At 61.7% G+C, this 21,716-nt stretch carries 18 protein-coding genes; 5 read left to right on the forward strand and 13 right to left on the reverse strand.

Going from position 1 to position 21,716, the window contains the following annotated elements; translation table 11 throughout:
* Positions 1–88 precede the first annotated feature (88 nt).
* From pstB to tgt, 8 genes are all read right to left on the reverse strand, one after another.
* A complete protein-coding gene (gene pstB / locus ACQRAP_RS00335; protein WP_427747426.1) occupies positions 89–961 on the reverse strand; it encodes a phosphate ABC transporter ATP-binding protein PstB in 873 nt (290 codons plus the stop codon).
* Positions 958–1,884: a phosphate ABC transporter permease PstA gene (gene pstA, locus ACQRAP_RS00340; protein WP_427794613.1), complete on the reverse strand. Its 927-nt coding sequence runs from the start codon at positions 1,882–1,884 to the stop codon at positions 958–960. The genes pstB and pstA overlap by 4 nt, the downstream gene beginning before the upstream one ends.
* Positions 1,877–2,785 (reverse strand): phosphate ABC transporter permease subunit PstC, encoded by a 909-nt coding sequence (gene pstC, locus ACQRAP_RS00345; RefSeq protein WP_427747424.1) that lies wholly within the window; start codon positions 2,783–2,785, stop codon positions 1,877–1,879. The genes pstA and pstC overlap by 8 nt, the downstream gene beginning before the upstream one ends.
* Before the next feature lie 24 nt (positions 2,786–2,809).
* The gene (locus tag ACQRAP_RS00350) at positions 2,810–3,763 is read right to left on the reverse strand and encodes a phosphate ABC transporter substrate-binding protein (protein ID WP_427794614.1); all 954 of its coding nucleotides are present in this window, start codon (positions 3,761–3,763) and stop codon (positions 2,810–2,812) included.
* Positions 3,764–4,038: 275 nt separating this feature from the next.
* Entirely contained in the window at positions 4,039–5,475 is a 1,437-nt protein-coding gene (locus ACQRAP_RS00355) for a M20 family metallopeptidase (RefSeq protein ID WP_427794615.1), read from the reverse strand.
* Between the two features lie 54 nt (positions 5,476–5,529).
* Entirely contained in the window at positions 5,530–6,192 is a 663-nt protein-coding gene (locus tag ACQRAP_RS00360; protein WP_427747422.1) for an HAD hydrolase-like protein, read from the reverse strand.
* A gap of 105 nt (positions 6,193–6,297) precedes the next feature.
* Complete coding sequence (locus ACQRAP_RS00365) at positions 6,298–7,056, reverse strand: TIGR00730 family Rossman fold protein (RefSeq protein WP_427719574.1); 759 nt, start codon at positions 7,054–7,056, stop codon at positions 6,298–6,300.
* A gap of 233 nt (positions 7,057–7,289) precedes the next feature.
* On the reverse strand, positions 7,290–8,429 hold the full coding sequence (tgt, locus tag ACQRAP_RS00370) for a tRNA guanosine(34) transglycosylase Tgt (RefSeq protein WP_195622157.1): 1,140 nt from the start codon (positions 8,427–8,429) through the stop codon (positions 7,290–7,292).
* Between the two features lie 233 nt (positions 8,430–8,662).
* Here tgt and ACQRAP_RS00375 point away from each other — a divergent pair, with 233 nt between their 5' ends.
* Positions 8,663–10,435, forward strand: coding sequence for a hypothetical protein (locus ACQRAP_RS00375; protein ID WP_427794616.1), 1,773 nt, complete (start codon positions 8,663–8,665; stop codon positions 10,433–10,435).
* 462 nt (positions 10,436–10,897) lie between these two features.
* On the opposite strand, the gene queA is transcribed toward ACQRAP_RS00375, so the two are convergent.
* The 3 genes from queA to ACQRAP_RS00390 all read right to left on the reverse strand — a co-directional run bounded on the left by queA (position 10,898) and on the right by ACQRAP_RS00390 (position 13,457).
* The gene (gene queA, locus ACQRAP_RS00380; RefSeq protein ID WP_427794659.1) at positions 10,898–12,109 is read right to left on the reverse strand and encodes a tRNA preQ1(34) S-adenosylmethionine ribosyltransferase-isomerase QueA; all 1,212 of its coding nucleotides are present in this window, start codon (positions 12,107–12,109) and stop codon (positions 10,898–10,900) included.
* 70 nt (positions 12,110–12,179) lie between these two features.
* The gene (locus tag ACQRAP_RS00385) at positions 12,180–12,755 is read right to left on the reverse strand and encodes an epoxyqueuosine reductase QueH (RefSeq protein WP_427794617.1); all 576 of its coding nucleotides are present in this window, start codon (positions 12,753–12,755) and stop codon (positions 12,180–12,182) included.
* A gap of 132 nt (positions 12,756–12,887) precedes the next feature.
* Positions 12,888–13,457, reverse strand: coding sequence for a DUF3267 domain-containing protein (locus ACQRAP_RS00390; RefSeq protein WP_427719827.1), 570 nt, complete (start codon positions 13,455–13,457; stop codon positions 12,888–12,890).
* Positions 13,458–13,589: 132 nt separating this feature from the next.
* Between ACQRAP_RS00390 and ACQRAP_RS00395 the strand changes: the two genes are divergently transcribed.
* On the forward strand, positions 13,590–15,740 hold the full coding sequence (locus ACQRAP_RS00395) for a class I tRNA ligase family protein (protein WP_427794618.1): 2,151 nt from the start codon (positions 13,590–13,592) through the stop codon (positions 15,738–15,740).
* 151 nt (positions 15,741–15,891) lie between these two features.
* Positions 15,892–16,995 (forward strand): RsmB/NOP family class I SAM-dependent RNA methyltransferase, encoded by a 1,104-nt coding sequence (locus ACQRAP_RS00400; protein ID WP_427794619.1) that lies wholly within the window; start codon positions 15,892–15,894, stop codon positions 16,993–16,995.
* 21 nt (positions 16,996–17,016) lie between these two features.
* Here the strand turns inward: ACQRAP_RS00400 and ACQRAP_RS00405 are convergent, their stop codons facing one another.
* The gene (locus ACQRAP_RS00405; RefSeq protein WP_427794620.1) at positions 17,017–17,187 is read right to left on the reverse strand and encodes a hypothetical protein; all 171 of its coding nucleotides are present in this window, start codon (positions 17,185–17,187) and stop codon (positions 17,017–17,019) included.
* A 191-nt stretch (positions 17,188–17,378) separates the two neighbouring features.
* Between ACQRAP_RS00405 and ACQRAP_RS00410 the strand changes: the two genes are divergently transcribed.
* A complete protein-coding gene (locus ACQRAP_RS00410) occupies positions 17,379–18,470 on the forward strand; it encodes a hypothetical protein (protein ID WP_427728970.1) in 1,092 nt (363 codons plus the stop codon).
* Between the two features lie 106 nt (positions 18,471–18,576).
* Here ACQRAP_RS00410 and ACQRAP_RS00415 read toward each other — a convergent pair whose 3' ends face one another.
* Positions 18,577–19,467 (reverse strand): DegV family protein, encoded by an 891-nt coding sequence (locus tag ACQRAP_RS00415; RefSeq protein ID WP_427794621.1) that lies wholly within the window; start codon positions 19,465–19,467, stop codon positions 18,577–18,579.
* Between the two features lie 318 nt (positions 19,468–19,785).
* Between ACQRAP_RS00415 and ACQRAP_RS00420 the strand changes: the two genes are divergently transcribed.
* On the forward strand, positions 19,786–21,702 hold the full coding sequence (locus tag ACQRAP_RS00420) for a fructose-1,6-bisphosphatase (protein WP_427728967.1): 1,917 nt from the start codon (positions 19,786–19,788) through the stop codon (positions 21,700–21,702).
* Positions 21,703–21,716: the final 14 nt, after the last annotated feature.

Genomic DNA, 21,716 nt, shown 5'->3' on the forward strand with positions numbered 1-21,716 from the left:
GGCGGGCCATCTCCCGTAAGAGATGACCCGCCTCTCCAATCAGTCCCGCGGCAAGCATGGCCGCCGCGGGCCTCAAGCATGTCCCGGACTAGGAGAACATGCCGGTGAGGTAATCATTCAGCCGCTTATCCTTGGGCCGTTGGAAAATCTCGTCGGTCTCGTCGTACTCGACCATATCGCCCATGTAGAAAAACGCCGTGCGGTTGGACACGCGCGACGCCTGCTCCATGTTGTGCGTCACGATGACGATGGCGCGGTCGGCAACAATCGATGACATCAGGTCCTCGATTGCCAGTGTCGAGATGGGGTCGAGCGCCGAGCAGGGCTCGTCAAACAGAATCACATCGGGATTGAGCGCCAGCGTGCGCGCAATGCACAGGCGTTGCTGCTGGCCGCCCGAAAGCGCGTAGGCGCTCTTGTCGAGCTTGTCCTTGACCTCGTCCCACAGCGCCGCGCCGCGCAGGCTTTCCTCGACCATGCGATCGAGCTCGTCGCGGTCAGTAATGCCGTGGCGTTTGGGCGCAAACGTGATGTTGTCGCGAATAGACTTGCGAAAGGGGTTGGGCTGCTGGAACACCATGCCAATGGATCGACGCAGCTCGTAGGTGTTCTCGGTCTTGGTGTTCACGTTGCGCCCGCGATAGTTGATCTCGCCCTCCACGCGGCAGCCGCGAATCTCGCGATTCATAAGGTTGAGGCTGCGCAAAAAGGTCGACTTACCGCAGCCCGAAGGCCCGATGAGCGCCGTGATCTCGCCCTTGTGAAAGTCGAGCGACGTATCGTGCAGCGCATGGTGGTCGCCATAGTAAACGTTGACGTCCTTGGTGGAAAGCACGACCTCGTCGCTCACGGCTTTGCCGCTTACGCGCACGCGCTTCTCGCTCTCCCCCACGCTCAACAAAAAGTCCTGGGTCTCGGACGCGGCCGCCTCGGTTGCGGGCGTTGCATTTATCTCGCTCATTCGGCCGTCATCCTCCTTGCCAGTTGCTTGCCCACGATACGGGCGACTACGTTAAACAGCAGCACGCAGATCATCAGCAGTGCCGCGGTGCCCCAAACAATCTGCTGTGCCTCGGGGCTGCCCTCGCCATAGATCTTATAGATGTGCACGGCGAGCGACTCGCCGGGGCGGAACACGTTCCAGGCGCACGTGGGACTCGACAGGTTAAAGCTCAAGAAGTTCAGGCGAACCGGCGAGCTCATGCCCGAGGTAAAGAGCAGTGCTGCGGCCTCGCCAAACACACGGCCGGCCGAAAGCACGATACCGGTCACGATAGCGGGCATGGCCTCGGGGATCAGGATGTGCAGCGTGGCCTCCCAGCGGGTGAGGCCCATAGCCAGGCACGCATCGCGCTGGGCCTGCGGCACGTCCTCGAGCGCCTGCTGGATCACGCGCACCAGGATGGGGATGTTGAACATGGTGAGCGCGACGGCGCCGGAGATGATGGAGTACTTCCAGCCCAGCTGCACCGAGAACACCAGAAAGCCGAACATGCCGACGACGATGGAAGGCAGCGAGGACAGCGTCTCGATGGCGGTGGAGGCGATGTCGCGGATGGGGCCGTCCGGCGCGTACTCAACCAGGAAAACCGCGCCGCCCAAGCTGATGGGCACCGAGATACTTAAGGTGATCAGCAGCAGATAGAACGAGTCGAACAGCTGGTAGAGCACGCCGCCCTGGGTTCCGTTGGCGCGCGCGGGCTGCGTGAGAAATCCCGGCTGGAACAGCGTCGAGATGCCCTCGAACAGAATATAGGCCACCATGGAGACGACGATGAGCATGACGATGGCGACGATTGCCGTCAGCACGCCCGTGGCGATGCGGTCCTGCTTTTGGACGCGCCCGAGTCTCGCCTCGTCGATATGAATGCGCGTGCTAGCCACGAGCCTTCGCCCCCTTGCGGCCGATAAGGTGGATGATCAGGATAAAGATGAGGCTCATGCCCATCAGCAGCAGACCGAGCGCCCACAGGACGTCGTCTTGGGCCGAGCCCTCGGTATAGACCGCCATGGACGTGGTGAGCGTGGTGGTGATGGTGGAGGCCGGCGACAGCAGCGACGTCGGCATGGCCTCGATGCCGCCGATAACCATGCGCACGGCGAGCGTCTCGCCAAAGGCGCGGGTCATGCCAAGGATGACCGCGGTCATGAGCGACGGCATGGCGGATTTGAGCACCACGTGCCAGATGGTCTGCCAGCGGGTGTAGCCCAGCGCGAGCGAACCCTGACGGTAGCTATCGGGCACGGCACGCAGGCCATCGACCGAAAGGGTAGTCATCGTCGGCAAGATCATGACGGCCAGCACAATGGCGCCGGGCAAGATGCCCAGGCCCGTGCTCACGTGGAAAACGCTCTTCATAAGACCGACGACCACGTGAAAGCCGACCAGGCCAAAGACGACCGAGGGAATGCCGGTCAAAAGCTCAATAAGCGGCTGAAACACCTTGGAGCCAAACTTAGGGCTAATCTCGACCGCAAAGATAGCAGAGCCGATGGCGATGGGCAGCGCGATAAGCGTGGAGAGCACCATGACCGCAAACGAGGTGACGATCAGGGGCAGGGCGCCGGTATAGGGCAGGCCGTTTTTGGCCGTGTTGGCCAGGTCCCACTTGGTGCCGGTAAAGAACTCGACGACCGAAACGCCGTCCTTGAGAAAAGCCGAGAGGCCCTTTTGGGCGACCATAAAGATGAGCGCGGCAACGACAAGCGTCACGAGCGCTACGCACGCGCCCGTGACGCCCAGGCCCACGTTCTCAAGGTCGCGCTTTGGCAGCTGTTTTGCCATTGCAAACCTTTCCGGGGCGATTACTTATTTAGCGGAGACCTTGCCGCTGGCGTCCTTGACGACCTTCATGGCAGAGACGGGGATAAAGCCCTGCTCCTCGACAAGCTTGCCCTGGACGTCGTCGGAAAGCATGAACTCCAGGAAGGCCTTGGTGGCATCGTCGGCGTCCTTTGCGCAGTACATGTGCTCGGTCGCCCAGATCTTAAAGGAGTCGTCGGTGACGTTTGCGCTCTTGGGCTCCACGCCCTCAACCTTGATGGCGTTGAACTTGGAGTCGTCGAAGTGCGAGAAGTCGAGGTAGGAGATGGCGTTGTCGGTGCTGGCCATCTGAGTCTGGACGTCGCCGGACTTGTCGAGCTCGGCGTCGCCCTTAAAGTCGACGGCCTCGTCACCAAAGACGGCGGCCTCGAAGGTGGCGCGGGTGCCGGAGCCGGCCTTGCGGTTGAGAACGACGATCTTGGCGTCGTCGCCGCCGACCTCCTTCCAGTTGGTGATCTGGCCGGAGAAGATACCCTTGAGCTGCTCGAGGGACAAGTCGTCGACCTTCACGTTCTTGGAGACGACGGGACCCATGCCCACGACGGCGACCTCGTGGTCGACGAGGTTCTTGACCTGGTCGGCCTCGAGCTTGGTCTCGGCGAAGACGTCGGAGTTACCGATGGTGACGGTACCGGCGGCAACGGCGGTCAGGCCCTTGCCCGAACCGTTGCCCGAGCCAGAGACGGAGACGTCCGGGTTGGCGTCCATGAACTTCTCGGCAGCGGCCTCGACGAGAGCCTGGAACGAGGAGGCGCCGTCGTAGGTCACCTCGCCGGAGACGGACTCGGCAGCGGCGCTGCCCTTGTCGGCGGCGTTGGAAGCGCCTGCGCCGCCGCAACCAACGAGGCCGAGGCCCACGAAGCTGGCAAGACCACCAGCGAGGCCGAGGAACTGACGACGAGAATAAGCCTGATCGAGCATGATCTTCCTTTCATACATGCGACTCGCGGGCACCCTGCCCGCTTTGCTGTTTGGAAAGATACAGCCTCGATCGGGCGGTGCCCGCGCCAACTGCGGTTTCTTACGGGCATTTGATAGACCCTTACCGCAAGCGCGACTCGGCTTTACAGACGAATAACAAACCCGCCCCCAAGCATGGCCCGCCTTTTACACCAATAAAAACAAAGTTGCGGTGCAATAGTTCCTGCTTGGCCATCAAATGGCCCATTCTAGGAACTATTCCATCGCAACTTAGATTAGGAAACCGCGTAACCTTAAAGCTCCAGCTCATTCAAGCGCAAAATCGCCACGATGTAGATCTTGAGCGCCTGCTTGAGCTGTTCCTCGTTGGCGCACTCGTTGGGGCCGTGCATCTGGCCGCCCCATGCGGGCAGCTCCAGGCCGGTTTCCTCGGGGCCAAACGACACGGCGCGGGCAAAGTTGCGTGCGTACGTGCCGCCGCCCATGGCAAAGGGCTCGGCATGCTTGCCCGTAAACTCGTTATAGGTATCAATAAGCGCCTTCACGGCCGGATCGTCGGCGGACACCGAGAACGGCACCTTTGCACGACCCACGCGGCACGTCACGCCAAAGCGGCCCACGAGCGGCTCGAGCTGCTCGCAGATGGTATCGGCGCTCGTGCTGTCGGGGAAACGTACGTCGATGACCTGCTCAATATGGCCATCCATCACACGGATAACACCGGGGTTGCACGTGAGCGGGCCAAACGCCGGGCTCGTCGCGTCGATACCCAGGCCGTGGCCATAGGCATCCGCATGTACAAAGGTCAGAAACTTGACAAACTCGTGCTCGGCGGGCGTCAGCAGTCGCTCGTCGCGTGCACCAAACGCGTCCTCGGCCTCGCGCAGATACGCCACGATGAGGCCGACGGCATTGATCGTTCCCTCGGGCATCGAAGCGTGACCGCCAATACCGTGGGCGAAAATCCGCGCATGCCCGTTATCGAGCGCCGTGATCTCCAGGCGGTCGGCGTTCTCAACGGGCGCCGGCAGCTCATCGGCGGCAATCGCGAGCTCGCAGATAGACTGCGACGGAATGGCGTTGCTCGCCTCGGCACCGCTCCATGATACGATGCGCCCGCCGTCAATCTTGGAGCTCACAAACGTCGCCCCAAACTGGCCCTTCTCGGCATTGCAGACCGGGAACTCGGCATCGGGCGTAAACAAAAAGTCGGGGTCTGCGTGGTTCTCCAGATAATGGTGAACGTCGGACATGCCCACTTCCTCATCGCAGCCCAGCAGCGCGCGGAAGGTATAGCGCGGCACAATGCCGTGCTTGATCAGGTAGGCACCGGCGTAGAGCGACAACACGGCCGGGCCCTTGTCGTCGATCACGCCACGACCGAGCAGCCAGCCCTCGCGGCGCTCCATCGCAAACGGGTCGGTGTTCCAACCGGGACCGGCGGGCACCACATCCACATGGCAGATGGTCGCAAGCTGCTTATCGCCGCGGCCGGGAATGTCGGCGATGCCCACATAGCCCTCGTCGTCGCTCGTCTGGTAGCCGAGCTTTTGCGCAATGCCGAGCGCACAATCGAGCGCATCACGGACCGGGCGGCCAAACGGCGCACCGGGCTCCGCATGGGCAGCAACGGCCACGGACGGATAGCTCACCAGCTGCTCGATATCGGCAACGACATCTTCCCAGATCTCGTCGACATACTCGGTAACGCTCTGTTCCACCTGATTCATGGACGACCTCCTTACCAATGAGCGACGGCCACACCCGCCCCTCGCATAACGTCATTAGATGGCGAAAAGTTTAGCAAGCTCGGCCACCGAGTGCACCACTGCATCGGCACCCGCCGCCTCGTGCTCGCCCGGCACCGCCGCGCCCGAATAGATGCCAATGCACGGCACGCCCCTTGCGTGCGCGCCCTCCACATCGTTAAAGCGGTCGCCGATCATCACGGCATCGTCCGCCGTCGCGCCGAGCGCCGCCAGGGCATCGCGAACCGAATCGGCCTTGGTCTCGCGCCCCTGCGGCGGATTCATACCGACCACCGCCTCAAACTGCGAAAGCCCCAGCTCGCCCACCATGTCGATGCACTTTGCCTCCATGCGCGACGTCGCCACGGCCAAGTGATGCCCCTGGGCGGCCAGGCCATCGAGCAGTTCGGGGATTCCATCGAACACGGGGTACTCTTCCGGTCCCAGCTCATCAAAAAAGGCACGGTACTCGTCGGCCACCACAAGCGACTCCTCGCGCGAGAAGCCGTAAAAGTCGTGGAAGCTCTTCCACAACGGAGGCCCGATCATGCGGCGCAGGTCACCCATCTGCGCCTCAGAAAACCCGCGCGCAGCCAGCGCTTTACGCGTCGAGGTCATCACCGCCCGGCCCGTATCGGCCACCGTGCCGTCAAAATCAAACAGCACGACCGGCCGCTTGCATATCTCCAGTGCCTCCATCGACATCCCTCTTCCCCAGTTGAAGATTTCCACACCGACACTTCAAACTGTTGACTATTCAACAATTGAACCTAGCAATTTTAGCCCCGTCCCATTTTACCTACCCTACATCAGCCCGCTCAGGGCGATGTCGACGGCCTCGTTGAGGTCATCGGTGATGTGGACGAGGTCTGGATCGAGTGGGCTGATCATGCCGGCATCCATCACCGGGCCGTTGAGCCAGTCGAACAGGCCCTGCCAGTATTCGCTGCCCACCAAAACAAGCGGCATGCGCTTGACCTTGTGCGTCTGCACCAGCGTGAGCACCTCAAACATCTCGTCGAGCGTACCAAAACCACCGGGAAACACGATGGCGCCCGAGCTGTATTTGACAAACATGGTCTTGCGCACAAAGAAGTAACGGAAGTCCATGCCGAGGTTCACGTATTTGTTGAGCCCATGCTCGTGCGGAAGCTCAATACCCAAGCCGACCGACTTGCCGTTGGCACTCGCCGCTCCCCTGTTGGCCGCCTCCATAATGCCAGGACCACCGCCGGTGATAACCGCCACGCCGCGCTGCGCGATCTTGCGGCCGACCGTGCGCGCCGCCTTGTAGAGCGGATCGGTCTTGGGCGTACGGGCACTGCCGAAGATGGTCACCGCGGGCCCGAGCTCGGCAAGCGCGCCGAAGCCATCGACAAACTCGGCCTGAATGCGCAGCACACGCCACGGGTCGGCGTGCAACCAGTCAGTCGAGTCCTCGGGCGCCAGCAGGTTGGCGTAGGTGTTGTCCTTAGGAATCATAGGGCCGCGCATAACCACGGGGCCGCGTCGGTACGTCTCGTCGTAGGCCGGCTCGCCCTCGACGTTCTCATTCTTAATCATGGGATACTCCTATCGAAAATAGAAACGGGCGGGGTCGACGCCATGCGTCAAACACCCGCCCGAACATCAACCATTCGGTATGGTACCCACGATGCATCAAGCGCTTGCAAGGCATCGGTCAGAGGTCGTGCAAGCGATGCCGACGCATGCGATGCCCGGCGCCGGCTACGCACGGTCGATTGGCACGTAGCCTCGACACCGCGCGAGCGCCCCCGTAAGCACACCCGCAGCTCTTAGTAATCCACTGCCGCGGGGCTGTTCATCCAGTCGCTCACGAACGCACCGTAACGTCCCTCGATAATGGCCTGGCGGGCACGCTGCATAAGGTTGAGCAGGTAGTAGATGTTGTGCATCGAAAGCAAAATGCCGCCGAGCATCTCCTTCTGCGTGACCATGTGGCGAATGAGCGCACGGCTGTAACCGCCCGTGCACACCGGGCAGGTACAGGTGGGATCGATGGGGCCGTCGTCGTGCGCAAAGCGGGCATTGCGGAAGTTAAGGCGACCCTCGCTCGAGAACGCCGTCCCCATGCGGCCGGTGCGCGTCGGCAGCACGCAGTCGAACATGTCGATGCCCACGCCTACACCACGCACGAGCGTCGTCGGGTTGCCGACGCCCATCAGGTAGCGCGGCTTATGTTTGGGCATGTACTCGCTCGCGAGCGGTGCCAGCGTCTCAAACATGGTCTCGTGGTCCTCGCCCACCGAGTAGCCGCCAATGCCGTAACCGGGGAAGTCACCGCACTCCTCCAGATGGCGCAGCGAACGCAGGCGCAGGTCCAGATGCATGCCACCCTGAACGATGCCAAAGAGCGCCTGGTCGTCGCGGGTATGAGCTTTATAGCAGCGCTCGGCCCACATGCTCGACAGCTCAACGGCGCGCTCAACGTAGGCGCGCGTGGCGGGATAGCCCGGGCACTGGTCGAGCTGCATGCAGATGTCGGAGCCGAGCTTCATGGCGATTTCCATGTTGTCCTCGGGCGTCCAGAACACGTGGCGGCCGTCGTAGTCGTTGACGATAAAGCGCACGCCCTCGTCGGTGAGCTTGACGGCGTCGTTGTGGCTGAACACCTGGAAACCGCCGGAATCAGTGAGGATGGGGCCATGCCAGTTCATAAACTTGTGCAGACCACCCAACTCGGCGATGGTGTCCTCGCCGGGACGCATGGACAGGTGATAGGTATTGGCGAGCACGATCTGGGCGCCGAGCTGCTTGACAGTCTCGGTAGGAATGCCCTTGACGTTTGCCTTGGTGCCCACGGGCATAAAGATCGGCGTCTCGATGTCGCCGTGCGGAGTGTGCAGCACGCCGGCACGCGCATGCGTCGTCGGATCCTCGGCGATCAGGTCGAATTTAAATAGGCTCTGGTCCATAAACTGGAACTCCTTGGTTGCGGTTCATACGCAAACCATTATAAAGACCGTGGCAGGTGAACGGCATAACGTCTTTCGGAGAAGGGAATGTCAAGCGCAAACTGAATAGAGCGGCCAAATTTTTGCTATCCAAGCGAGCCATCGAACACGTTTTGAAACTTTGCTGCGGCGCGCGGGATGCCGGCGCGAGACTTTATCATAGGGTGACAATCAACGATGAGGAGCACATGCCTATGACAGACGAGCTGGACCCCCAGACTCAGCAGCATATTGATGATTCCGCAGACGTCGCCGACGACTGCAGCACTCCTACCTGCGTCGCCGCTTCCGTCGATGCATCCGCCGAAGATGCGCACGCCGGTGCGGATAAGGCAACAGACACAGGCGATACTGTCGAGCATGACGAAGGCGAGCAACCGGAGTCGAACGACGCCGAGCCCGACGCGGACCCCGCGTCACAGGCGGCAGGACCCATCGAGGTATCTTCGGAAGAAGAGCTCGATGCCGTCATGGACTCCATGATGGATGCCGTCAAAGCGATGAAAGACGCCGTGGCCGACGCCGATGTGGACGCCGAAGAAGAGAAGGCCGCCGAGGCCGCATCGACCTTCGTGCCTGGCGAGACCCCCGTTGCCGACCAAGGCAGCACCGTACCTTCGTTCTTACAGCTCGAGCACCCTACAATTGGCGCAGATGCAGTCGACCCGCACACTGCCGGCTTTTCCGTGATCGAGGGTGGCACCGGCAATATCGCCACGTCGCAGGCGCCCGATGCGGGTACGGCCGACGCCGGTCACCCGACCGCTCCACACGCCCCTGCACCCAGCCGCGATCTGGGAACCGCCGTCTCAAATACAGCAAACGCCGTAGGCACTTTTATCGCCCAGGGTGCCTCTGCCATGCGCGAGATGAACGCCGCAAAGAAGGCGCTCGCGGACGCTCGTGCCCACCTGGCCGAACTTGATCAGCGCATCGCCGATCAAGGAGAGGAGCTCGAGACGCGCCAGGATATCGCAGGCCGCTACGACCAAATCGTCGCCGAGCAGCGCCACGCTATCGACACGGCACAAAAGGCCGCCGCGGCGGCAGAAATCGGCCGCGATACCCATGCCGCCAAGACAACAGAGCTCAAAGCGCAGCTCGAACAAATAAAAGAAGAGGACGACGCCACCGAGCGGCGTCTCAAAGCCGCGCTCGATGCCATCGAAGCGCGCGAAGCCAGCTCGCGCGAGACCGGTAACCGCCTCGTACGACGTCTCGAGGATTCCAAGCGCATCCGCGACAAGGTACAGGCCGAGCGCGACGCCGGCGTTGCCGCAGCGCAGCAAACCGTCGACGCCACGCGTGCTCAACTCGAAACGTTGCGTCGCGAGTATGCCGAACTGCAGCGCAATCCCTCGGCAAATCCCGCCAACTATACGGTGCGCACCAGCGAGCTTTCGATGCAGATCTCCGACACGGCTGATGCCCTGCGTAAAGCCGAGGAAGATGTCCCGCGCATCACCGCCGATCTTGAGCACTCGCTCGCAGCCGCCGAGCACGCCGTCGAGCAGGCGCAAGCCCCCATCGCCGACGCCAAGCGCGCCCATCAGGCCGTGACGGCCGAGGCCGATGCCGCGCGCGACGAGCTGCAGACCGCAAAGGCGGCCGCTGCAACGCGCCAGCGCGAATTACGCGAGAAGATCGTCACCGAGGACAAAGCGCGTCAAGAGCAAGAGCAGGCTATCGCCAATGCCCAGGCGGACATCGCGCATGCGCAGTCGATCATCGAGCAGGCGACCGAGGTGCACAACCATCCCGAGATCACCGAATCGCTTGCGGGCTCCCTGGCTCGCGATAAGGACGAGCGTGCCGAAACCGAGCGCGAAGTGGCTCAGCTCGAAGCCGCCGAGAACGACGTGCGCGAGCGCACCCGTGACTCACGCGTTAAATTCACCGGCGCAATCGTCTGCATTGTCGCCGTAATCCTCGTGATCGTCCTGATCTGGCTGTTCGCGAGCAAGTAAACCAGCTGCCAAAAAACGTCTCAACTCAGCTGCGGTGAAATAGTTCCTGTTTAGCCCAAAAAGGCCGATTCAAGAACTATCTCACCGCAACTTTTTGATTGGTGCAAAGGGGCCAGGCTACTTTGCACCAACTTGGTGCATATAAAGCAGTCCCCATTGCACCAACAACGTTTGCCCAGATAAAACCTGCCAAAATAAACCTGTCCCTTTTTGGCAGGTTGAACCACGGCAACGCCAATGTTTTGGCGAAGTCAGCGAAAACCCGCCAGAACGGCAATCTCTTGACAACCAAAGAAATGCCGATGTTTTGGCAGCGACAGCGAGCGGGTCGCATTTGAGGCAAGGTGACGTGAAACGAAAGGGCGCTGACCTTCTGGTCGCGCCCTTGAAGTTGAACGTCAGATTGTCCAAATGCGGCCCGCGCAGCGTCGGCCGGTCCGCCGTTCGGCAGAACGTCGGAACCTACAAAATGAGCATGGCGTCGCCAAAGCTGAAGAAGCGGTAGCGCTGCTCGATAGCGGCGGCATAGGCATCCATGATCTGATCGCGGGTGGCAAGTGCGCTCACGAGCATCATGAGTGTGGAGCGCGGAACATGGAAGTTGGTGATCAGCGCGTCGACCACGTGATAGGTCGAGCCGGGCATGAGGTAGAGCTGCGTTGTCGCGTTCTCGCGCGCCACGATGTCACCACGGCCGAGCGTGTCGGCCCCGTCCTTACGGCCCTCAAAATAGCGCGCCGTCACAGCCGGATCGGACACCGGCGCGTCCGCGTCAAACGCACTCTCGAGCGAGCGGACTGCGGTGGTACCGACAGCAATCACGCGATGCCCCTCGGCCTTAGCCTTATGCACGGCGTCGACAACCTCCTGCGACACGTGATAGCGCTCGGTGTGCATCACGTGCTGCGTGGGGTCGTCCTCCTCCACCAGACGGAAGGTATCGATGCCCACCTCGAGCTCGACAGCGGCAAACTTCGCACCCTTGGCCTCGATAGCGGCCATGAGCTCGGGAGTAAAGTGCAGGCCCGCCGTGGGAGCGGCAGCTGAGTGCTCCTCCTTCATGGCGTAGACGGTCTGGTACTTCTCGGGATCGCCCTCGTAATCGGTAATGTAGGGCGGCAGCGGCACGTGGCCGGCAGCATGGATGGCCTCGTCGAGCGTGCGCGGGTCGCCGGCGGCATTGCAACCGGCTGGCTCAAAACGCACCAGGCGGCCGCCGCGGCTATCGGTGACAAAGTCGACGACCTCGGCCGTCAGCACCACGGGCGCGCCCTCGGGCGCATGGGCGCCACCGGCGCGATACTCAATCTGAGCGCCGGGCTTTAAGCGCTTGCCCGGCTTGACCAAGCACTCCCAAACGTGACCCAGCAGATCCACGTCCTCGCGGCGCTTGAGCAGCAGCGTTTCGACCACGCCGCCCGAGCCGGCCTTGCGACCGATAAGGCGGGCCGGCATCACGCGCGTCTGGTTGATGACGAGCACGTCGCCCGGCTCGATATAGTCGATGATGTCGCGGAAGATGCGGTGCTCGACGGTGCCGCCATGCTCCAGTGGCATTCCCGCCTGGGAGCCCTTGCGATCCACCACCAGCAGGCGGCAGGAGTCGCGCGGCTCAGCAGGAGCCTGGGCAATCAGTTCCTCAGGAAGGTTGTAGTCAAAATCATCGGTACGCATAGACACGTCGGATACTCCTTATATAGCTAAAATCCGCTCTACATCCTAGCAGGCTGCCAGCCCAAAAGGACTACTTTTTGGACGCTTTGCGCTCGTCGCGGATGCGGGCGCGGTCCATGGCCGCCTCGACGGCCGAGAATCGGCAACCACAGTAGTTCTGCCGATACATGCCCAGCTCGCGCGAACGACGCGTGGCCTCGGGATAATACGGGCGAAAATCGCGAATCACCGGGGTGAGACCATGTGCCGCCGCCAAGCGCTCCAACACATCGTTGCAGGTTTCGAACAACTGATACGGCGAGACGGCGAGCGTCGTGCCCACAAACTCAAACCCGCACTCCTGGGCCACACGGCATGCCTCGGCCAGGCGCAGGGCATAGCACGCACGACAGCGACGGGGTCGATCGGCGCCCAGCGGGGCCACGCCGGCCTCCCAGCGCTCGCGGTCCTCCCCCGCCTCGATGAGCTCGATGTCGCCATCGGCACACCACCGGCGCAGCTCGTCCAAGCGGCGCTGCCATTCATCGCGCGGCTGAATATTGGGGTTGGTCCAGCAAATCGTGGGCTCAAACCCCTCCTCACGCAGCAGACGAACCGGCTCCAGCGAGCACGGCGCACAGCACGCATGCAGCAGCAGCGGCTTCATGGACATCTCCTCCCAATCTTTGCCCAGGGTAGTCTTTTTGGGACGGGGCTATTTTGACTACTTTTAACGTCAAGCAGTTCCAAATACCTGCATCAACAGGAAAGTAGTCAAAATAGCCCCGTCCCAAAAAGACTACTGACCAAAAAAGCGAACGCCAAAGGACGTATCTTCGCAGGCGACAATGCGGCGGTCGCGCAAAATGGTCCGCACGTAATACCAGTCGCCCACACAGCCCGACAAATGCAAGCCGGCTGCCAGGTAGCACAGCAGCGGATAGCCCGAAAACGCAAACCCCAGGGTAAACGCTGTCGTCACGACAACCGTCGGCGCCAGACAAACTGCCATGTACCGCCGGCGCGAATACACAACGCCCTCGGCGCAGGCATAGATCATGCACGTCTCGAGGTTCGCCCCAAAGGTAACCTGCGCGCCCGCAGGAGCCAGCAGCTTAAAGAACACGCCGTGCACCAACTCGTGCACGGCAAATGACGCCGCCGAAACCGCAGCCAAACCGACTATCCAGCCCAAGACGGCCGTCCAGCCACCCGCGTCAGCCGCATCCAAGTCCGCGGGCCCACCCAGCAGCATAAACACCGGCACCAGGCACACGGCAAATGCGCCAAGCACGGCCATCCCCCACACAAAGCAAGCGTGCAGGAAATCCTCGTCTTCAAACGCATGTATGTTGGAAATCTCATTCATAGCATCTTAGGATAGCGCCCCTGCCACGTACCCGTCCGCATGTGCGATAATGTCGAACGATATGCACGAATTGACCACCGCGTCGCCAGGCCTTGCGCCCGGCCACGCTCTCACCATATGCGAAGGAGTCCCATGGCATCCAAATACTCCATGAACGACCGTCCCAGCTGGCCTCGCCGCGCCATCGTTACCGCCGGCGAGCCCTACGGCAACAAGGGCCTTCACTTTGGCCACGTTGGCGGCGTCTTTGTCCCGGCCGACTTCTTCGCCCGCTTCCTGCGCGACCGCCTGGGCCGCGAGAACGTCATCTTCACCTCGGGCACCGACTGCTACGGCTCGCCCATCATGGAGAGCTACCGCAAGCTCAAGGAGAACGAGGGCTACGATAAGTCCATTAGCGAGTATGTCGAGTCCAATCACTCCCGTCAGGCCGCGACCCTCAACAACTACAACATCAGCTGCGACATCTACGGCGGCTCGGGCCTTGAGCCGGCGGCCCAGATTCACAACAAGGTAACCGCCGAGATTATCGAGCGCCTGCACGAGCAGGGCACCATCTCCAAGCGCTCTACCCTTCAGTTCTACGACGCCAAGGCCGGCACGTTCCTCAACGGTCGCCAGGTCATCGGCCGCTGCCCCATCCAAGGCTGCAAGTCCGAGAAGGCTTATGCCGACGAGTGCGACCTGGGCCACCAGTTTGAGCCCGAGGAGCTCATCGCGCCCAAGAGCCAGCTCACCGACGAGGTGCCCGAGCTGCGCCCGGTCGACAACCTCTACTTCGACCTGCCGGCCTACCTCGACTTTATGAAGACCTACACCGCCAAGCTCGCCCAGAACCCGCAGGTTCGCTCCGTGGTCTCCAAGACCATGGAAGAGTGGCTGCTGCCGGCACAGCTCTACATCCAGAACAAGTTCCGCGAGGCCTTCGACGCCGTCGAGGACCAGCTCCCCGAGCACACCGTGCTGGAGCCCGAGGGCAACAAGAGCAGTTTTACCGTCACCTTCCCCAGCTGGAAGGAGCGCGACGACGCCCACGCGGTGCTCGCCAACGGCGGCGTGCGCTTCCGTAGCGGCAAGGCGCTCGTGCCCTTCCGCATCACCGGCAACATCGACTGGGGCGTTCCGGTGCCCCAGGTCGACGGCGTCTCCGACGTCACCTGCTGGTGCTGGCCCGAGAGCCTGTGGGCGCCCATCAGCTACACCCGCACCGTGCTCGCCCGCGATGCCCGCGCCGCCGGCGTGACCGAGGGCGTCGCCGCCCAGGATGCCGCCCTCATGGGCGAGCCCGCCGCCGATTCCACGCAGGTCCCCGCGCCCACCTACCAGCACAGCTCGCTCGACTGGCGCGACTGGTGGTGCTCTGACGACGCACAGATCTACCAGTTTATCGGTCAGGACAACATCTACTTCTACTGCATCGCGCAGACCGCCATGTGGGAGGCCCTGGGTTGGAACCTCACGCAGAGCACCGTCAGCGCCTGCTATCACCTGCTCTACATGGGCAAAAAGGCAAGCTCGTCCTCGCAGACGCCTCCCCCGCCGGCAGACGACCTGCTCAACCACTACACCTGCGAGCAGATGCGTGCGCATTGGCTGTCGCTCGGCCTGTCCGAGAAGCCAGTGAGCTTTAGCCCCAAGGCATACGACACACGCGTGACCGGCAAGGACAAGGACGGCAACGAGGTGCGCGCCTGCGACGACAAGCGCGTTATCGACCCGGCCCTTAAGGAGAGCGCGCTTTTGACCGGCGTGTTCAACCGCCTGGCCCGTAGCTGCTTCTACGGCGTCGCCGTCAAGGAGGGCGACGAGAGCCCCTACCGCAACGGCTGCATCCCCGCCGGTGCCGCCTCCGCCACCGTGGTCGAAGCCGCCGAGCAGGCAGCTCTCGCCTTTGAGCAGGCCATGTACAAGTTCGAGACGCACCGCGCGCTCGCCGTGTGCGACGACTACCTGCGTGCCGCCAACAAGCGCTGGAGCGATGCCTCCAAGGCTGCCAACAAGCTCGAGGGTAGCGAGGCAAACACCGCAATGACGCAGGCACTGGTCGACGCCTTTACCGAGCTGCGCGTGGCGACCGTGCTCATGCACGGTATTGTGCCGGCCGGCTGCGAGCTCATCTGCGAGTACTTCGACGTCGATCCGGTCGCCTTCTTTAGCTGGGATAACATCTTTGCCTCCACGGATGAGTTTGTGGAGAGTCTGGGCGAGAAGCCCGGCGAGCACCGCGTAAAGCCGCTGCCCCCGCGCTTCGACTTCTTCAGCAAGCACGAGAGCCAGTACTAGACAAACGCCAAGGCAGACTAGTCAATTTGGGACGGGGCTATTTTAGCTACCCCGTCCCAAATTTAACTGCAACGCCTGCCGAAACGGACGGGCAGCTAAAATAGCCCCGTCCCAAATTGACTACTTTTAATGGAATGGGAAGGAAAGACGGATGTCCAAGCCGCGTCGTCGTAAGCAGAAAAAGCAGGTTAAGCCCGAGCTCAAGCTTAGGCAGTTTGCCGCTACCGAGCTTTCCGACCAGCTTGCCGCCCAACACTCCGCCGCCGACCTGCCGCGCTTTATGGTCGACACGGTCGCCGGCGCCTATGCGCCTGCCGATGCCGAGCTCATGATCGAAGGCTTTGGCGCCGCAGCCACGCGCCCGGTCACGCTGCGCGCCAACACGCTCAAGGCAACCGCCGAGGACATCGCCGCCGCGCTCGACGCAGCCGGCATCGCCCACCAAACCGTTGCCTGGTACCCGGACGCTTTCATCCTGCCCGAGGCCCAGGTATCCGATCTGTGGGATCTCGACATCTACCGCAACGGCATGATCTACCTGCAGAGCCTGTCGTCCATGATGCCTCCTTTAGTGCTGGGCGCTCAGGCCGGCGAGGATATCCTGGACATGTGCGCGGCCCCCGGCGGCAAGACGACGCAGATCGCCGCCCTCACCCAGGGACAGGCGCACCTCACCGCCTGCGAGATGAGCATTCCCCGCGCCGAAAAGCTCGAGGCCAACTTGGGCCGCCAGGGCGCCAAAAACGTGCCCGTCATGCGCATCGACGCACGCGAGCTTGACGAGTTCTTCCGCTTTGACCGCATCCTGCTCGACGCCCCCTGCACCGGCACGGGCACTGTCATCAGCGGCAACGAGAAAAGCCTGCGCGGCCTGACCGAGCAGCTGCTCTGCAAGTGCGCCCGCTCGCAGCGCGCGCTTCTGGACCGCGCCATGGGCGCCCTCAAGCCAGGCGGCACGCTCGTCTATTCGACTTGTTCGATCTTGCCGCAGGAAAACGAGGACGCCCTGCAAGAGGCCCTCGACAAGCACATGGACTGCGAGCTCATCCCCCTCGACGGCACGCCGAGCGAAAGCGAAACGCGCCGTGCTCAGGAAGCTGGCGAAGAGCCACGCGTCGAGAGCAACGCCCTCACCGAGGCCATCGCCACCGGCCACGTCTCGACCGTCGCCAACGGCATGCCCGGCACGCTGACCATCCCGCCCAGCCGCGACTTTGAGGGCTTCTACATCGCTTTGATCCGAAAACGCAGTTAGCGCACGGACCAACTCAACAAGCTATCTCCGTGCGCGCCTGTCCTGCTGGTCCTTATGCCGCGCAAGCGCTTCACGCTCCTTGCGCTCGGCTCTTTTGCCCTTAATGGCCGTAACCACAAAGTAGATGACCGCGGCGGCTACGATTGCGCCCACGCATAGGCCAATCGAGCCCAATAATGTCGAGATTTCCATACCGCGTCACCTCTCTTTTGTATACGGGACATCCAAGATAGCACCTCAAAACCTGCCACCACAGCTCCTTCACGTTCGCCGGCCCTTCGGTCTAACGGATAGCGCGGCGGGGAAAAATCAACTCGTCAAACGTTTTAGCAACGTAGCGCCGGTCGCACGCTGCCGACCGCACATTATAGAAACGGACCGCAATGGATTCTCTCAACGATTTGAACGAGCGTGTTGACGCTTTTGTCGCCACCAGCTCCTTCGACACGCCCGCCGCGACGAACGACCAAGCCCCCATCGATGTTCCCGCCGAGGTTCACGAGGACATCGTCGCCTCGGTCGATTTCTCAGAGGTTGAGCTTGCGGACGAATTTACCGAGCCCCAGGTGGCCGTAACCCCCAGCGGCCTTTTGCCCATGGAGCCGCTGCCCATCGACGGGCGCCTGCGCAAGGCGGCCCTCCGCATGCCCGATGAGATCGAGGAGGCCAGCGGCTTTACGCTCTTTGGACGCCGCATCAAATCGCTCATCTACACCACCGACGTGGCGGTCATCCGCAACTCCAATGCCGACGCCGTGTTTGCCGTCTACCCCTTCACGCCGCAGCCCGCCATTACGCAGGCGCTGCTGACTGTTGCCGAGTGCCCGGTCTTTGTGGGCGTTGGCGGCGGTACCACCACCGGTAAGCGCTCCGTGCAGATGGCGGCCGTCTCCGAGATGCAAGGCGCGGCAGGCTGCGTGGTCAACTCCCCCGCTACCGCCGAGATGGTCGAGCACATCACCAACATCGCCGACATCCCCGTCATCGCCACGGTCGTTCGCTGCGATGACGATGCCCACGCCAAGGTGCGCGCCGGGGCCAAGATCCTCAACATCGCCGCCGGCAAAAACACACCCCAGGTCCTACGCGAACTGCGAGAGCACTATCCCAGCCTGCCACTCATCGCACCGGGTGGCAAGACGCCCGAGAGCATCCGTGAAACCATCGCCGCCGGCGCCAACGCTATCATCTGGACGCCGCCTTCGGCCCAGCAGCTGCAAACCGACATGATGGAGCGCTACCGCAAGATGAAGGAAGACGCCACGCCTGTCATCTCGCGCGACGATGTGCCCATTATCGACCAGGTCGCCGCCGCCGAGGTCAGCCAGGTCGAGAACATGAATCCCGACGTGCCGATTCCCGACGAGGTCATCGAACGCGTCGCCTCGATCCACGATCATATCGAGGAGCGTCGTGCCAACCGCGGACTCAAGCCGTCACTGCACGGCTTTTTCTTCCGCGGAAAGAAACGCTAGCAAAACATCTTGGCCCGCCCCGCAAACAACGGGACGGGCCTTTTTCTGCTATCAAATGTCAGGAGGACAGGCGTAGCCGTTAAAACCGTCAGCCAGCCCACAAACGTTAGTCCACGCGCTTGTCGCCCATAAAGAAGAGCGCCACCGTACCAGGTCCGGTATGCGAGCCAATCAGAGCACCGATGTCATTAATCTCAATCTTGCCTTTAAGCTGCGGAACCTGTTCCTCGATCAGCGCCGCAACTGCCTCGGCATCCTCGCGACACGCCGAGTGCGACATGATGCACTTACCCGAATAATCCGCACCGCCCTGCACGTGTGCCATCATGGTCTTAGCCATCTCGGAAATCGCGCGCTTCTTGGTGCGAATCTTCTCACGCGGCGCCAGCTCACCTTCGCAATCGACCGTCATAAGCGGGCAAATCTTGAGTGCCGTGCCGATGATCGCGCTCGCGGCCGAAATGCGACCGCCGCGCAGGTAGCTCGACAGATCGGTCGAGAAGAACCAGTGGTGAAGGTTGAGTTTATGCTCCTCAATCCAAGCGGCCGTCTCGTCGAGCGAAGCGCCGCTATCGCGAACGTCGGCGGCACATTCCGCCAGCAGGCCAAGGCCCGAAGACGCCGCCAGCGAATCGATGACGCGTACCTTGCCGCCCTGGGGATAGCGATCCGCGAGCATCTGCGCCGCAACGCAGGCCGATCCATACGTGCCCGAAATGCCCGACGACAACGTCAGGTGCAGCACGTCTTTACCCTCGGCAACAAACGGCTCCCAAAACTCCTCGTACTCACCCACGCTCACCTGAGACGTCTTGGGCATGGCGCCCGCGGCAATCTGAGCAAAAAACTCGTCCGGCGTAATCGACTGATACAGATCGTCCGTATAGACAACATCGTCGACCTCGTAATGAAAGCACACGACAGGAATATTGCGCGACGCAAAGAACTCACGGGTTCGATCGGCGGCGGATTCACAGGTCAGGACAAAATCACTCATATGAGGCTCCTTACTCATTGCTGCGCAAATTATCGCACAGCATGCGTGAATACGGTACAAATGTCCGTTATTCACCAAATTGAACCAAAGATAGTGAACATCTTTACCGTCATCATCTCTAGCGATCCCGGAGGTATGCGCCTGCAAATACGGCCCTACGTCTCCACTCAACCGCCATATCTACCTCGACTAAATCGATTTAGCAAACCGTTCGGCCAACAATTCAATCTCCTAACCCCAATTGAAACAAAAGCGGCGCATACTGATAAACGTTTGACGCTGTTTATCAGTTTTACCAACCACATCGGAAGGTGTTTCATGGTCGCATTCGATCGCAATCCGCAAGACTTCAAGTATCTGCGCCTGCTGTCGAGACAGTTCCCCACCGAGCAATCCGCATTCACCGAGATCATCAACCTCTCGGCCATCCTCAACCTGCCCAAGGGCACCGAGCATTTTATGAGCGATGTGCATGGCGAGTACGAAGCCTTTATGCACATCCTCAACAACTGCTCGGGCGTCGTGCGCGAGCATGTCGACGAAATCTTTGGCGACACGCTCTCCTTTAACGAAAAGGGCGAGCTGTGCACGCTCATCTACTACCCGCGCGAGAAGATCGATCTGGTCCGCAGCCGGCACGAGGACTCGCCCACCTGGTACAAGACCATGCTCAACCAGCTCATTGTGGTTGCCCGCTCGCTTTCGAGCCGCTACACCCGCTCCAAGGTACGTAAGGCCATCCCGCGCGATTACGCCTACATCATCGACGAGCTGCTGCACACGCATCCGGACGAGAACAACTACCGCGTGCGTTATCACGAGCGCATTATCGAATCTATCTTGGAGACCGCCAGCGCCGATGACTTTATCGAGTCGCTCGCCTCACTCATCAAGCGCCTCGCCGTCGACCACCTGCACTTGGTGGGCGACATCTTCGACCGCGGCGGCGGCGCGGCCAAGATTATGGACCGCCTGCTCACCTATCATTCGCTCGATATTCAGTGGGGCAATCACGATCTGTTGTGGATGGGCGCCGCTGCCGGCGAGCCCGCCTGCATCGCCACGGTGCTACGCAACAACCTGCGCTACGACAACTACGAGATTCTCGAGAACGACTACGGCATCTCGCTGCGCGAGCTTGTCGCCTTTGCCAACGCCACCTATACCGCCGGCGAGCCCATCAGCCCGCTCATCAAAGCCATCAACGTTCTGCTCTTTAAGCTCGAGGGCCAGATTATCCAGCGCCACCCCGAGTTCGACATGGCCGACCGTCTTCTGCTCGACAAGGTCGATCACGACACCGGCACGGTCACCCTCGCCGACGGCAGCGTGTGGCCGCTCACGACCAACGACTTCCCCACCGTCGATCCAACGGACCCCTACACGCTCACGCCCGAGGAGCAGCACATCATCGACAAGCTCGTGTCCGAATTTGTCACCGCCGATCATCTGCATCGCCACATCGATTTCCTCTATACCCACGGCTCCATGTATAAGGTCGCCAACGGCAATCTGCTGTTCCACGGCTGCGTACCGCTCAACGAAGACGGCACCTTTAGCAGCATGAACTGCCTGGGTACCTGGCACGCCGGCCGCGATTATTTTGATTTTTGCGACTATATCGCCCGCCGCGCCTGGCGCGTCGGCGACCGCGATGCCCTCGACTGGATGTGGTACCTGTGGATCGGCTTTAACTCACCCGCCAGCGGACGCGTGGTGCGCACCTTCGAGCGCGCCTACATTGCCGACAAGAGCACGTGGGTCGAGCCGATGGACCCGTACTACACGCTCACCACGTCCTCGTCCGTTTGCGACGACATCATGCGCGAGTTTGGCGTCGCCCCCATGGCTTGCTCGCCGACGGGCCATATCATCAACGGCCATACGCCCGTCAAGACCACCAAGGGCGAGCAGCCCATCCGCGCCAACGGAAAGTTGCTGGTCATCGACGGCGGTTTCTGTCGCGCCTACCACCCCAAAACGGGCATCGCCGGTTACACGCTCATCTCGAGCTCGCGCGGATGCCGCCTTAAGTCGCACCAGGCCTTTACCAGCGTTGCCGAGGCGCTCACCCGCAACATCGATATCGAGAGCGAGACCAACCGCTTTGACGAGGCCGACCGGCGCCGCATGGTGAGCGACACCGATACCGGCGTCAAGATTCGCAGTCAGATCCAAGACCTGCGCCAGCTCCTCGATGCATATAGAAACGGTGCTATCGAGGAGCGAGCCTAGCCCCGCCTGCGGGG

Source organism: Collinsella sp. SGI.180, from assembly GCF_050313455.1.
In the GTDB taxonomy this organism is placed as follows: domain Bacteria; phylum Actinomycetota; class Coriobacteriia; order Coriobacteriales; family Coriobacteriaceae; genus Collinsella.